Annotated in this window: 15 protein-coding genes; 6 read left to right on the forward strand and 9 right to left on the reverse strand. The window is 70.0% G+C overall.

What is annotated here, in order from left to right:
• Window positions 1-9: 9 nt before the first annotated feature.
• From FV229_RS00375 to FV229_RS00395, 5 genes are all read right to left on the reverse strand, one after another.
• Window positions 10-1,416: an efflux RND transporter periplasmic adaptor subunit gene (locus FV229_RS00375; RefSeq protein WP_147750028.1), complete on the reverse strand. Its 1,407-nt coding sequence runs from the start codon at window positions 1,414-1,416 to the stop codon at window positions 10-12.
• A gap of 140 nt (window positions 1,417-1,556) precedes the next feature.
• Complete coding sequence (locus FV229_RS00380) at window positions 1,557-1,919, reverse strand: hypothetical protein (protein WP_243971741.1); 363 nt, start codon at window positions 1,917-1,919, stop codon at window positions 1,557-1,559.
• Between the two features lie 65 nt (window positions 1,920-1,984).
• Window positions 1,985-2,233, reverse strand: coding sequence for a hypothetical protein (locus FV229_RS27140; RefSeq protein ID WP_187275009.1), 249 nt, complete (start codon window positions 2,231-2,233; stop codon window positions 1,985-1,987).
• A gap of 182 nt (window positions 2,234-2,415) precedes the next feature.
• The gene (locus FV229_RS00390) at window positions 2,416-3,375 is read right to left on the reverse strand and encodes a cation diffusion facilitator family transporter (protein ID WP_147750030.1); all 960 of its coding nucleotides are present in this window, start codon (window positions 3,373-3,375) and stop codon (window positions 2,416-2,418) included.
• An 82-nt stretch (window positions 3,376-3,457) separates the two neighbouring features.
• Complete coding sequence (locus FV229_RS00395) at window positions 3,458-3,880, reverse strand: helix-turn-helix domain-containing protein (RefSeq protein ID WP_147750031.1); 423 nt, start codon at window positions 3,878-3,880, stop codon at window positions 3,458-3,460.
• Window positions 3,881-3,945: 65 nt separating this feature from the next.
• On the opposite strand from FV229_RS00395, the gene FV229_RS00400 reads away from it, so the two are divergent.
• Window positions 3,946-6,084 carry a heavy metal translocating P-type ATPase gene (locus FV229_RS00400; RefSeq protein ID WP_147750032.1) on the forward strand — a complete coding sequence of 713 codons (2,139 nt, stop codon included), beginning with the start codon at window positions 3,946-3,948 and terminating at the stop codon, window positions 6,082-6,084.
• Between the two features lie 785 nt (window positions 6,085-6,869).
• Here FV229_RS00400 and FV229_RS00410 read toward each other — a convergent pair.
• The 4 genes from FV229_RS00410 to FV229_RS00425 all read right to left on the reverse strand — a co-directional run bounded on the left by FV229_RS00410 (window position 6,870) and on the right by FV229_RS00425 (window position 10,763).
• Complete coding sequence (locus tag FV229_RS00410) at window positions 6,870-7,136, reverse strand: hypothetical protein (RefSeq protein ID WP_147750033.1); 267 nt, start codon at window positions 7,134-7,136, stop codon at window positions 6,870-6,872.
• Between the two features lie 37 nt (window positions 7,137-7,173).
• Entirely contained in the window at window positions 7,174-7,959 is a 786-nt protein-coding gene (locus FV229_RS00415; protein WP_147750034.1) for a hypothetical protein, read from the reverse strand.
• A 221-nt stretch (window positions 7,960-8,180) separates the two neighbouring features.
• Window positions 8,181-8,546, reverse strand: coding sequence for a hypothetical protein (locus FV229_RS00420; RefSeq protein ID WP_147750035.1), 366 nt, complete (start codon window positions 8,544-8,546; stop codon window positions 8,181-8,183).
• 165 nt (window positions 8,547-8,711) lie between these two features.
• Window positions 8,712-10,763, reverse strand: a complete 2,052-nt coding sequence (locus FV229_RS00425) for a hypothetical protein (RefSeq protein WP_147750036.1) — start codon at window positions 10,761-10,763, stop codon at window positions 8,712-8,714.
• A 108-nt stretch (window positions 10,764-10,871) separates the two neighbouring features.
• Between FV229_RS00425 and FV229_RS00430 the strand changes: the two genes are divergently transcribed.
• The 5 genes from FV229_RS00430 (at window position 10,872) to FV229_RS00445 (ending at window position 12,791) form a co-directional block, all read left to right on the forward strand.
• Complete coding sequence (locus FV229_RS00430; protein WP_147750037.1) at window positions 10,872-11,405, forward strand: hypothetical protein; 534 nt, start codon at window positions 10,872-10,874, stop codon at window positions 11,403-11,405.
• A complete protein-coding gene (locus tag FV229_RS00435) occupies window positions 11,405-11,668 on the forward strand; it encodes a hypothetical protein (RefSeq protein WP_147750038.1) in 264 nt (87 codons plus the stop codon). The genes FV229_RS00430 and FV229_RS00435 overlap by 1 nt, the downstream gene beginning before the upstream one ends.
• An 18-nt stretch (window positions 11,669-11,686) precedes the next feature.
• Complete coding sequence (locus FV229_RS00440) at window positions 11,687-11,953, forward strand: hypothetical protein (RefSeq protein WP_147750039.1); 267 nt, start codon at window positions 11,687-11,689, stop codon at window positions 11,951-11,953.
• A 110-nt stretch (window positions 11,954-12,063) separates the two neighbouring features.
• Window positions 12,064-12,240, forward strand: a complete 177-nt coding sequence (locus FV229_RS27145) for a hypothetical protein (protein WP_187275010.1) — start codon at window positions 12,064-12,066, stop codon at window positions 12,238-12,240.
• Window positions 12,240-12,791 (forward strand): hypothetical protein, encoded by a 552-nt coding sequence (locus FV229_RS00445; RefSeq protein WP_147750040.1) that lies wholly within the window; start codon window positions 12,240-12,242, stop codon window positions 12,789-12,791. The genes FV229_RS27145 and FV229_RS00445 overlap by 1 nt, the downstream gene beginning before the upstream one ends.
• The last annotated feature ends 22 nt before the right edge of the window (window positions 12,792-12,813 follow it).

The following is a 12,813-nucleotide window of genomic DNA, read 5'->3' on the forward strand; positions in this document are numbered from 1 at the left end:
TGGCCGCCCTCAATGGTCGTGGTCGGCTTCGGCCTTGCCGAGCTCGGCCTTCAGGACGAAGGAGTTGGCCACCGCGACCTCGTCGCCGGGCTTGAGTCCGGTGAGGATCTCGTACGCGTCGTCGTCGGCCTTGCCGATCGTCACGTCCCGCCGCTCGAAGCCCTCCGGGGTCCGGACGAACACGACCTTCTCGCCGCCGATGGTCTGGATGGCGGACTTCGGCAACCGCACCTTCACCGGGTCGCGGGCGATCTCGACCTCGGTTGTCACGAAGGTGCCCGGTCGCCAGGCCATGTCCTTGTTCGGCAAGGATACGATGACCCGGGCCGAGCGCGTCTCCGGGTTGAGGATCGGGCTGACGAAGACGACCTTGCCCTCGCCGCGGGGGCCGTCGTCGCCCCCGACGATGGTCACCTTGGCGCCCTCCCGGACCTTCGAGAGCTCCGTGGTCGGGATAGCGAGCTCGATCCACACGGAGGACAGGTCGGCGACGGTGTAGACGTCGGCCGGATCGCCCTCCTTGCCGACGGCGGTTCCGACGTCGACCTTGCGCTCGACCACCCGGCCGGAGAGCGGGGCCTTGAGTTCGTAGCGGCGCAGCGACGACAGGTTCGGGGTGGTCTCGTCCTTCTTGGCGGACGTCGCGACCTCGGCCGCGTTCAGCCCCAGGGCCGACAGCTTCTGCCTGGCGAGGTCGACGCGGAGGGTCGCCTCCGAGTATGCGGCCTTCGCGTTCAAAAACGCCGATTCCGCCGAGATCCTCTTGTCCCAGAGGGCCTGCTGGCGGTCGAAGTTGGTCTTCTCCAGGTCCGCCTTGACCGTCGCGGTGAGGAAGTCGCTCTTGGCCTCGGCCACCTCGCGGCTGTCGAGGACGGCCACGACCTCGCCCTTGGCGACCTCCTCGCCGAGGCGCTTGCGCATCTCGGCCACGGTGCCGACGACCCGCACGGGGACGCGAGCGATCCGGTCGGCGTCCTGGGCGATGGTGCCGGGCACCAGGAGATGGCGCGAGAGGATGCCGCCCTCGACCGTGGCGAGCTTGATGTCCTGCTCCGCGGCCTGCTCGGCGGACATCTTGATCTTGCCCTCGCCCTCCTCGTCGTGGCCATGCGCCTCGCCCTCGGCGTGCTTGTGGCCTCCGGCTTCGGGCTTGGCCTCGCTCTCGGAATGCTTGTGCTCGTCGGCAGGCTTGGGCTCGGCGTCGGCATGTTCGTGGCCATGCTCGCCATGACCGTGGCCATCGTCGGCTGCGGGTGTCGCCGGCTTGGTCATGGCCGCGTTGGTCGGTGGCGCAGCCCGGGCGTTCGTCAGGCCGGCGGCGGCGAGTGCGCCCTGCACGACCTCGGAGACGCGGGGGAAGGCACCGCCGATGGCGATGCCGATGGCCAGGAAGGCCACGGAGAGGAATGCACGCATGGGAATGGGCCGGGTCCGCCAGGGACGTCGCCTCGCCGCGCGTGCGGCCGGGGACGGTCCTTACTGAATGATCGCGATGGTGAGGGGCCGGGACCCGCGAGGGGCCGGCCGTGACGCGCCACGGACGTGACGACGTCGCCTCAGGCGCGAGGCGGCCTGGGAAGGCGGTCGGGCGAGACCGATCCGATGGCGGTGGTCACGGTCGCGTAGGAGGCGCGCGCGGTCCCGCGGGACGGCAGAACGGGCGTCCCGTCTACGTTCAGGGCCTGATGGCACCCGCAATTGGCATGGCAGGCCGGGCAGGCATCGGCGTGATCGGAAGCGGTCGCCTGCGTCGGTGCGGATACGGACAGTTCGTGGCTGACGGACCAGTGCGCCTCGGCGGAATGGATCGCGCCGGGGACGACGAGCGCCAGGACCAGGACGAGCGAAAGCACGCGGACGGTGGTCGCCCACCAACCGCGCATCATCTCGTAGGCCCTGATCCGGGGTCCCGTGGTCATGGTCGCCTTATGAACGATTCAGTGCCACCCGTACATGCCGGGTGGCCCAAGACGAGGGCCGAGCCTCAATAGTCGTCGTGGTGGTGATGGTGGTGCCTGCGCTCGCCATAGAACCCACGCTCCCCATAGAAGGCCCGGTCGCCGTAGTCCCGATGCGGACGGTGGATGACGACGTCGTCATGGTCGCCGTGGTGATAGCGGTCGACGTGGACGTCGCCTCGCCGGTCGAAGTCGCCGCCGTAGTATTGGGCGGACGCCGCGGCCGGGGCGAGGATCAGGCTGGCTGCGACCAAGGCAGGGATGCGGACACGCATGGCTCGTTCCTCAAGGGATGATGCTGTCAGGATCGGCTTCGACGGTTGAACGAAGCCTGAAACCGCCGTTCATCCACCGGCGGCCGAAAGCACCGAACCGATCCCTCGCGACGCGGATGCAGGGCTCCTCCGGTCGCAAGGGTTGAAGGCATCCCCTTCCGTTCGGGTATGTTCCCGATGGCTCAGACGACGTGGGCGGGGGCGAGGGCGCAGGCGCTATCCGCGCTCGTCTCGACCTGCAGGGTGGTGTGGCCGATGCCGAACCGTTCCTTGATGCCGGCGGCCGCGTTCATGAGGAACGCGTCGTCGGGTCGGCCGCCGGGCATCAGGAGATGGGCGGTCAGGCAGGTCTCGGTGGTGCTCATCGCCCAAACGTGGAGGTCGTGCAGGGCGGCGACGCCCGGCAGTCCTTCGAGGTGGGCGCGGACGTCGGCCGGATCGATGCCCGGCGGGACGGCGGCGAGGGACAGCGTGAGGCTGTCGCGCAGGAGGCCCCAGGTGCTCCAGACGATGACCGCCACGATGGCGAGGCTGACGACGGGATCGAGCCAGGTCCACCCGGTGTAGAGGATCACGAGGCCGGCGATCACCACGCCCGCCGAGACGGCGGCGTCGGCGGCCATGTGCAGGAAGGCGCCCTTGATGTTGATGTCGCCCTTGGCCCCGGAGGCGAACAGCCAGGCGGTGATGCCGTTCACCAGGATGCCGACCGCGGCCACGATCATCACCGTCTTGCCGGCGACGGGTGCTGGTTCGCCGAAGCGCTGGATCGCCTCCCAGGCGATGGCGCCGACGGCGACCAGCAGGAACACCGCGTTGAACAGGGCCGCCAGGATCGACGAGCCCTTCATCCCGTAGGTGTAGCGGGCGCTCGGGGCGCGCTTGGCCAGCACCATGGCGACCCAGGCCACCACGAGGCCGAGCACGTCGGAAAGGTTGTGGCCGGCATCGGCCAGCAGGGCCATCGAGTTCGCCAGCACCCCGTAGGTGGCCTCGACGACGACGAATCCGACGTTGAGGGCGATGCCGATGGCGAACGCCTTCCCGAAGCTCGCCGGGGCGTGGCTGTGTCCGGGGCCGTGGGCGTGCCCGGCGTGGGCTTCGGAATGGTCGTGTCCGGCGTGGTCGTGGCGTTCCGTCATCTCGGCTTCCGGTCTGAGGGTGCAAGCATCGATGCCTAACTCCTCTACCCACTAGAGGAGCAAGCCCGCGTTTCGGCCTCGGTCAGTGCCGGTCGCTGAGACACTCGCCGTGGTCGGCCAGCACCTCGATGATGCGGCATTCCCCGACGTCGCCGCCCGAGCACTGCTCGACCATGGCCTGCATCTCCCGCCTGAGGCCGGTAAGCCGGGCGATCCGGTCGTCGATGTCGGCGAGGTGTTTCCGGGCGATGGCGTCCGCCTCCCCGCAAGGCCGATCGGGATGTCCGGCCAGGTCGAGAAGGGTTCGGATATCCGCGATCTCGAAGCCGAGTTCGCGGGCGTGCCGGATGAACCGCAGCGTCCGGACGTCGCCCTCTCCGTAGGTGCGGCGATTGCCTTCCGTACGCACCGGCGTCGGCAGCAATCCGCGTTCCTCGTAGAACCGGATCGTGGGGACCTTCACCGCGGCGCGCCGCGACAACTCCCCGATGGCGATGGGCTTCATTCCGCTTGCTCCTCTAGTCGCTGGAGGAAGTAGGGTGCCTTCGAGAGATGCGGAAGGCACCCGCCATGAGCGATGCTGCGACCCCGGACCGAACCGAGAGCCCCCCGACGCGCCTGCGCGTGACCGGGATGGACTGCGCCTCGTGCGCCGCCAAGGTCGAGAACGCCGTTCGGCGCCTACCCGGCATCGAGGACATCTCGGTCTCGGTGGCGACCGAGACGCTGACGGTGCGGCATGGACCCGCCACCGACGCCCGGGCCATCGCGGCGACGGTCCGCAGCCTGGGCTACGGCGCCGAGGCCCCCTCCGCCGACACGGTGTCGGATGCCGAACGACCTGAGCCGGTCTGGTGGCGGTCTCCGAAGGCGCTGCTGGCGTTCGCCTGCGCGGCGGCCCTGGTGCTGGCTTACGCGGTCGGCCAAGCCGCGCCGGCAACGGAGCGCTGGGCTTTCCTGGCGGCCATGGCGGTCGGCCTGGTACCGATTGCTCGACGTGCCGTCGCGGCCGCCCGGCACGGGACGCCGTTCTCCATCGAGACCCTGATGTCCGTGGCCGCCATCGGCGCGACCGCCATCGGGGCGACCGAGGAGGCGGCCACGGTCGTCTTCCTGTTCCTGGTCGGCGAGGTGCTGGAAGGGGTGGCCGCAGGCCGGGCCAGGGCGAGCATCCGGGGTCTCACCGGCTTGGTGCCCGACACGGCCCTGCTGGAGGGCGACGGATCGATGGAGCGGGTGCCCGCGGCGAGCCTGCGGGTCGGGGCGACCGTCCTGGTGAGGCCGGGTGACCGGGTCCCGGCGGACGGAACCGTCCTCGACGGGGAGAGCGCGGTGGACGAGGCGCCGGTCACCGGCGAGAGCGTGCCGCGGCGCAAGGCACCGGGCGATGCGGTGTTCGCCGGGACCGTGAACGGGGACGGCGCGCTTCGGGTGCGGGTGACCGCGGCGGCGCGGGACAACACCATCGCCCGGGTCGTGCGGCTGGTGGAGGAGGCCCAGGAGGCCAAGGCCCCGACCGAGCGCATGATAGACCGCTTCTCCCGCATCTACACCCCGGCCGTGGTCGCGGTGGCCGCCCTCGTCGCGATCCTGCCACCGCTGCTGTTCGGGGGCTCGTGGGACGGCTGGGTCTACAAGGGGCTCGCCATCCTGCTGATCGGGTGCCCCTGCGCCCTGGTCATCTCGACGCCGGCCGCCATCGCGGCGGGGCTCTCGGCAGGCGCCCGGCGGGGCCTGCTCATCAAGGGCGGCGGCGTGCTGGAACGGCTCGCCGCCGTGACCATGGTGGCCTTCGACAAGACCGGCACCCTGACCGAGGGCAAGCCCGTGGTCACCGACGTCCTGGCGTTCGGCCGGTCCGAACGGGAGGTCCTCTCCCTGGCCGCCGCGCTGGAGGCGGGCTCCTCGCATCCGCTCGCCAAGGCGGTCCTGGCCAAGGCGGCGGAAGCCGGCGCACCGATGCCTCCGGCATTCGGGTCGAAGGCGCTCGGCGGCAAGGGGATCACCGGCAATGTCGGCGGCCTCGACCTGTTCCTCGGATCGCCGCGGGAGGCGGCAGCGCGCGTGACGCTCAAGGCGGAGCAGGAGGCGCGGATCTCCACCCTGCAGGGCGAGGGCAAGACGGTCGCCGCCCTGCTGGCGAACGGGGCGTTGGTCGGGCTGTTGGGCATGCGCGACGAGCCCCGGTCCGACGCCAAGGCCGGAATCGACCGTCTCGCGGCGGAAGGCATCGGGGCGGTCATGCTGACCGGCGACAACGCCCGCACCGCCCGGTCTGTGGCGGGAACGCTCGGCATCGAGGCACGGGCCGAGCTCCTGCCGGAGGATAAGCAGCGGATCGTGCGCGAGCTCCAGGCCGGGGGTGCGGTCGTGGCGAAGGTCGGGGACGGCATCAACGACGCCCCGGCGCTCGCGGCCGCCGATGTCGGCATCGCGATGGGTGGCGGCACCGACGTCGCGCTGGAGACGGCCGATGCCGCGGTGCTGCACGGGCGCGTCGCCGACGTGGCGCGGATGGTCGAGCTATCCCGCCGGACGCTGGCGAACATCCGCGCGAACATCGCCATCGCGCTCGGACTGAAGCTCGTGTTCCTGGTCACCACCGTCGCCGGCATCACCGGTCTGTGGCCGGCCATCCTGGCTGACACCGGAGCCACGGTGCTCGTCACGGGCAATGCGCTGCGGCTGCTTGGCATGCGGCTTCGTTAGGCGAATGGCGCCTTGGCGCGGCGTGGGACGCGTGAAGCTCGAAGCCGTCGGCTTCATTCGGTAGACTTCGCTCCGTGGGCTGCGGACAGGTTGTCCCTGGAGATCGTCGTCGATCTACCTTTGACCCCTCCCGTGGACAAATCCAGAAGGCGGGTCTCCGAAAGGGGGCGCCGCCTTCACTCGTTCTCGACTTCGAAGGACGCGGAAAGCGCATCCCGCGGCCCTCCTCCGGGAACCTCCTTGCATCGCCGGAAGGGTAGGCGCCCAGGCTCTTGCGTGCCGACACCGTCGGCGCACCGAGCTAGGCCACCCATGCTTCGCATTGAGCATCACCGCTCAGGAACGACAAAGGCCGCCCTCCTTTCGGAGGCGGCCTTTGTTTTACTCTAGGTTGATTCAATGCGGAACTTTGGTGGTGAAATGCGGATCATTGGGTCGGCTATCAGTACCTCCATAATGACGACGAGTTCGATGTCTCGTTCCACATCGTATTCGACGGACAGAAAGCGCATGACGCCTATCAACTCTCGGAGCGGCATGTGAAGCACTTCATACCGGACAGCAATCCGAATTGGCTGAAGGTGCGCGTGTTCGACAGCGAGGAGCGATAGGCCATCGATATCGATCTCCGGCGGGATGAAGTCCGGGGCTTCGTCCGATCCAGGTCTCGTGTGACCCAGGGTCAATCGATTCGGGGCCGTGAGGGGAAGGCGGTCAGGCCGACGCTTGTGCTGTCCAAGGACGAACGCAGATATGGAAAGGGGCCCCGAAGGACCCCTTCACGATCACATGCGGTGGTGGCGATGGCCATGACCATGGCGCATCATGTGGCCGCGGTGGTGATGGTGGCGCATCATGTGGCGGTGACCGTGACGATGCCCCATCATGCGGCCGTGCCCGCGATGGCCGTGCATGCCGTCCATGCGGACGTCGACGATGTTGGTCGTGGCATCGACGGCGCCGATCACACCGGGAGCGGCGGAGGCAGGTGCGGCGATGCCGATGGCGCCGAGCGCAGCTAGGGCGGCGACGGCGAACAGGGACTTCCTCATGAGGCTTCCTCTCAGGTTGTTGGTGGCCTGGATCGGGTCAGAGACCAATTCGGCGACACCTTTGAACGGCCATGCTTCCAGGACCGTTCCGCCGGGTGCGTACTCGCAAGCCGGGCATGGACAAGAGAACGTTGTTCTCGCGATTGCCTCGGTTCTTTGAGGCGCAGAAAAGCTGACGCCTGAGTATCAGCACCGCCGGTTCATCGAAGCCGCGCGCGAGCTTGGTGTGAGCGAGGATGAAGCTGAACTCGGTCGTCGGGGCGGACATCCGCCCGGCCTTGATGGCCTTGGCGATCCGCTTGCGGCCGACGCTGGCCACGACCCTCGGGGGACGCGCCCAGATGCCCGGGTGGTTGGTCCAGCCGTTGAGCGCCTTGTCCCCCGCCTTGACCTCGAACACCCCCCAGCGGGCGGATCCGGCGGTCATGCCGGGCGTGCCGGTGTTGCGCTGGTAGCCCCGGGCCGCGAGGCGGGCGATGTTCCTGGCGTCGCGGGACGGGACCTTGTCGCCGGCGCCGGGGGAGCCGAACCCGGTATAGGAGATCGCGTGCGCGTTTGGGATCTTCAGCGTCGTCTGGTCGGCGAAATAGGCGTCCACGCCGACGTCGCCGGGCAGGCGGGTCTGCATCCCGTCGCCGAAGCTGTACTTCATCCATGTGGACTGCAGCGGCAGGACGAACACCGCGGCCGAGGCCTCGCAGACGGTCGTCACCTTGCCGATGAGGTCGCGGTCCACGGTGTAGCGGACGGCGTCGCGGGTGAGCCTGTTGGGGTGGCTGAAGGTCGTGTCGACCGACCGCCGCCACCGGTTCACGCCGTCCATGACGACGCCGGTCAAGGAGAACTAGATGGCGCGGGGAAGCCGGTCGGCGCCGAACTCCTCGAAGGCGCGCTGCGCGTCCCGGACGGCCTTTCCGATGTCGAAGCGCACGTCAAGACCGGACACGGGATCCTCGCGAAAAGGCGGGGCCGGGAGGCTGTCCCGCCGGCCCCGAGGTCAGCACACCCGCACCCGGAAGCGCGGCGATTCGGATTGTACCCCCCTCAGGCGGCGGCCAACAGCCTCGGGGCGGGATCCCCGGGGAGGCTCAGGGCGCCGGTACGGAGCCGTTCACGGACGGCGGCGTGGGCATCGAGCTCCGCCATCCCGTCGGCCATCAGGCGCTCCCTGGCGAGCCTGACGATGCCGCGGAGTGGCAGGGCGGCATCCCGGTCGCCGGTCGCGTCCCTGAGCCGGACGTGCTCAGCGATTAGGGCATCGACCAGGGCGGCGTCGACGGCCGCGATCGCCGCCGTGGCCTCCAGGGCGTAGACGTTGGCGGCATGCCGCTCGCGATACCGGCGGGCCCTCTCCGCACCGAGGAGGCGCTGGCGGGCGAGCTGATCCTTGGAGAGACGACGGCGAGGCATGGGATGGGCTCCGGGTTGCGATCCCGGAGTGTCCGCCCGTCCCCTGCAAGGGACAATGGCGTGACGTGCGGCCTCAAACGAGGAACGCCCCCCCGGAGACCGAGAGGGCGTTCGAGATGTGCTGCATCCCGCGTGCTGATACGCCTGAAGAATATACCGCAGCGCCTAGGCAGCGACAAGGCCGATGCGGTGCCGGAGACCACCGCCACCGGATGCTTCCCGATAGAGTTCGACCTCCCGGACCCGGTCCGCCGCGATGTCGAGCGGAGCCAGCGCGGCCGGCTGGATGGGCAAGGGACGGCGCCGGGAGACACGACGGCGGTCGGCACGGAACGACGTCCTGACGGGCTTGGCGGAGGCCGTGGCGAGGTCCTGGAAGGCGGCGGCGGCGAGGGCGGCATCGGCCGGGGAAACAGCGGCAGGATCCGTCAGCAGGCGGGCGTTGACCTCCACGGACCCCCGAGACCACCAGTCCTCGATCCTAAGCCACTCCCACGTCCCGGTGGCGGTCTCGACGGTCGCGAACACCCGGGTGATCCGGTTGACGCGCACCGTGCCGGCAGGAACCGCCGGAGCCGACGAGGGAAGGGGGGTGGAGGCGGCGGGCAGGATCGGGTCTATGACCACTATAGGGTGTGACACTCCTTCGGGTGTCGGGGTCGTAGAATCGTCTACATCCGAGCGGGCTGAGGCGGTCTCGACGGACAGGATAGCCTCGGCCTCGATCCATGCGGCATCGGCCTCGCGGATCGCCTTGCGGATCGTGTCCTCGTGCTTGCCGAACGCCTCGACGAGCTCTGGGTACGTGGCGCCGTCGAGGCGCATCAGGCGGGCGTAGGAACCCCAACCGATCCGGTCCTCGGACTGGCTGTCCCTCGTTGCGCGCTGCGGGTCGCGGGCCGTCCTGCTGACCCTCTGGCGCTCCGCAGGGGTCCGCGCAGGGGCGCCGTCAGGACGCACGACGAGCAACCCGAAGTCCGAAGCCACGCCGGCGTCGACGAGGAGCCGTCCGGCGACGGTCGTGTAGCTGTAGTCGTAGAACGCGGGGCGGTCGGCGGTTCCCTTCCAGTCCTTGCGCTGCCCCGCATCGTGGGCGCGGATGCCGTTCTCGACGCCCTTGAGGGACGAGGCGACCTCGGCTACCGGCAGGCCGATGCGGGGTGCTAGCCGCTGGGCCCATTCCAGGGCTGTGCCTCCCTCGGTCATGGCGATGGCGATGGACCGGAACATGACCCACCAGTCGCGCGTCTTGTGCTGCTCGAACCAGCCCTGCCCGCGATGGTCGAGTAGGCGGTCGAGGTCCTCGCCGATCAGGCACCACTTCGTGCCGTTGAGGACCTGGCGCGGCTTGCGGACGGGCGGCACGTAGTCCGGGTTCTCGGCCTTCCAGGCCTGCCGGTCCTTCCTGATCTGGCGCATCTCGGCCCGCGTGTAGGGCATCAGGGCGTCGCACCAGGCGTCGAAATCGACGCGCTCGACGTCCTCCCACGAGGATGGCCACGCCATCCTGGACATGCGCCCCGTCTCGCGGTGGACCGTGCCCATGATCTTTAGAACGCGCGCCGGGTCGATGGCGCCGGTGTCGAGGCCGAGGTCGCGATGGAGGCGCCAGACCTGCAGCATCCGGGCGTTGAACGCCTCGACCTTGGGGTCGACCTTGGCCTCGACGAGGTTGCCGTCCTTGTCTTTCCGGGGGCGCGCCTTCGGGACGTTGCCGTCATTGTCGAGTGTCGGGCCGCGCAGGCCCTGCATGGCGAGTTGCCATCGCGGCAGGGCCTTGCCGTCCATCTGAGTGGTGAACAGCCAGGATCCGTAGCATCCCTGTCCGCTGTCGGGAACGAGCGAGAGCCGCGGGATCCCAGCCTTGTCGTAGGTCTCGATGAGCAGGGCCGCGACTTCCTCGGCCGACAAATGGGCGTAGGGCAACCCCGGCTTGTAAAAGTCGTAGTCCAGGGACGCCGCCCCAATGCCGGTGACGTTGGCGTTGCCCCGACGGCCGGAGAACCTGAGCTGCCCCTGGTACTCGATCTCGGCTTCGGCGATCTGCTTGGAGAGCGCCTTCGAGGACGGTGCGACGATGCCCTCGTCCCAGCCGCGGCCGTCCCGAGCGGCCCGGGCCGTGCAGATTTTCCCGCGCGACCGCCGCGGGTGAAGTTCCCGGATGTGTCGGCGCTGGAGCGCAAGGCGGTCTGAGGGAGAGGGGAGCAAGGGGCTCAACGGTCAGCACGGGGAACGGGACCGTCGACGGGGCAGCACTCCCACCGACGAATTCGAGGATGGTACCCGCGTCGCGTGAAAGGTCAAAATGGCCGGACCGGCGGCAGAGTGCGCAGCCGTCGCCTCCGAGGCGGGCCGGCCCGAGATGCCCCGGATCGGCACCTCGGCGTCGACCCCGGCCTGCATGGGGCTTGGGCGCTCCTCGACGGGCACGGCCTGCTGCTGGTCGCCGGCGACTTCCCGATCGGCGCCGACGGCGAGATCGACGTCGTTAGGCTCGCCGACACCTGGCGCGACCTGGCGCCCCAGGCTGCCACCGTCGAGCTCGTCGGGCAGATCACCCGGATCAAGGGCCGGGCCATGGGGATCTCGGGCCGGTTCAACTTCGGCCGCCGCTACGGCGCGGTGCTGGCGGTCCTCGACCTGCTGGCGATCCCGCGGGACTCGGTCGACCCGACCTTGTGGAAGGCCCGCACCGGCGTCAGCGCCGACAAGAAGACGTCGCTCAACCTGGCCCGCCGGCTCTGGCCCGCGCACGCGCCGACGACCTTCCGCCTGATCAAGCACGAGGGTCGCGCCGAGGCCGAGCTGATCGGCCGGTACGGGCTCACCCACCGCAACCTGCGCCGGAGGGCATACTGATGCGCGGCCACGACCTCACGCTCGCCCGCATCGACGACGCCACCGTGAAGGCGGTCGCCGGCGGCCACGAGCTCGCCACCACCACATGGGCGCCCCGGGTCGACGGGGATCGCCTGACCCATTTCGCCGCCGTCGCGATCGTCCGGGAGACCTACGCGGGCTGGGAGCCCGAGGACTTCCAGCGGGCGAACCTCCAGCTGCACCGCGCCGCCCGGGACCGCCTGCGCGAACTGGCCACCCGAGCCCTGAGGGATGCCGACTGATGCGCCCCCGCCCACCGCGTGACCCGCCTCGCCGCCTTCCTCGTCCTGGGGGCCCTGGCGGCGACGCCGGCCGCCGCTGGGTGCCAGACAGTCCCCTCGATCGTCGAGGACCTGCGCGGGCGCCTGCCCGCCACCGCGTACGTCGCCGAGGTCTTGGCGACCGTCACCCCGACGATCCTCGCCTGGCTGGAATCGGAGGGCCTGCCGCATCGGGCGGACCAACTGGTTCAGGTCGCCGGGCCCCGGGGCTTCGCCCTGATCCTCGTCGCGAGCGACACGGACTAGGACTGCGACGGGATCGCGACCGTCGAACTCATCGGGGACAAGGCAGTGGAGCTCGCCCGGCTTGTGCGCCGGTTCCGCGAGCTGCGCGGCTACGGCCCAGAGCGCGCAGCATGACCGCCTCGGACATCACCCTCCTCAAGGCCGAGATCGCCCTGCTGCGGTCGGTGTCCCCGACGAAGGGGCCCGCCCAGCGCTACGGCGAGGCCGCGATCCGGAACGTCATCGCCGACGCCGGCGAGCGCCTCGCCGCCTCCACCTTCCGCAATCCCGTGACCCGGAGGTCCTGATGGCCCGCCCCAAGGACGGCACATTCCGCCAGCTTTGCGGCGAGATCGACCCGCGCAAGGTGGCCGAGATCGTCGACGGCTACGGCCTCGGCATCGCCCGCGAGCGCTGGCACTGGGCCTACGCCTTCATCCACGCGATTGCCCAGGAAGGTCGCCGCATGAAGGTGGCCGGCGAGACCTGGAGGCGCGTCCCCCGGCCCGCCGGGCCCGAGGTCGAGGAGGTCGAGGCCCCGCCAGCCCGTCCCCCGCGTCCCATGCCGGCCCCACGGCTTGTCGAGCGCCAGTCGGCTCCGGCGCCCCGGGCCACCCCCATCGTCCCGGCCGAGGTCGACCAGGTCGCCGACCTGTTGCGTAGGCTGGCCAGCCACGAACACCTCATCGAGGAGATGGCCGCCAGGCTCGCAAGGTTGGAGGCCCGGCAGACGGCGACGTCGCCCTGGGTCGTCCCGATCCGCCCGGCCCCCGCACCGGCCTGGGATTTCCCGGTCGAGCCTGATGCCCTGCTGCGGATGCTGCGGCGCTGGTCGGTCCGGATGGTCGCCCTGACGTAACGCGTCCACCCAGCGTCGGGTC

It is taken from the genome of Methylobacterium sp. WL120 (assembly GCF_008039465.1).
In the GTDB taxonomy this organism is placed as follows: Bacteria; Pseudomonadota; Alphaproteobacteria; order Rhizobiales; family Beijerinckiaceae; genus Methylobacterium; species Methylobacterium cerastii.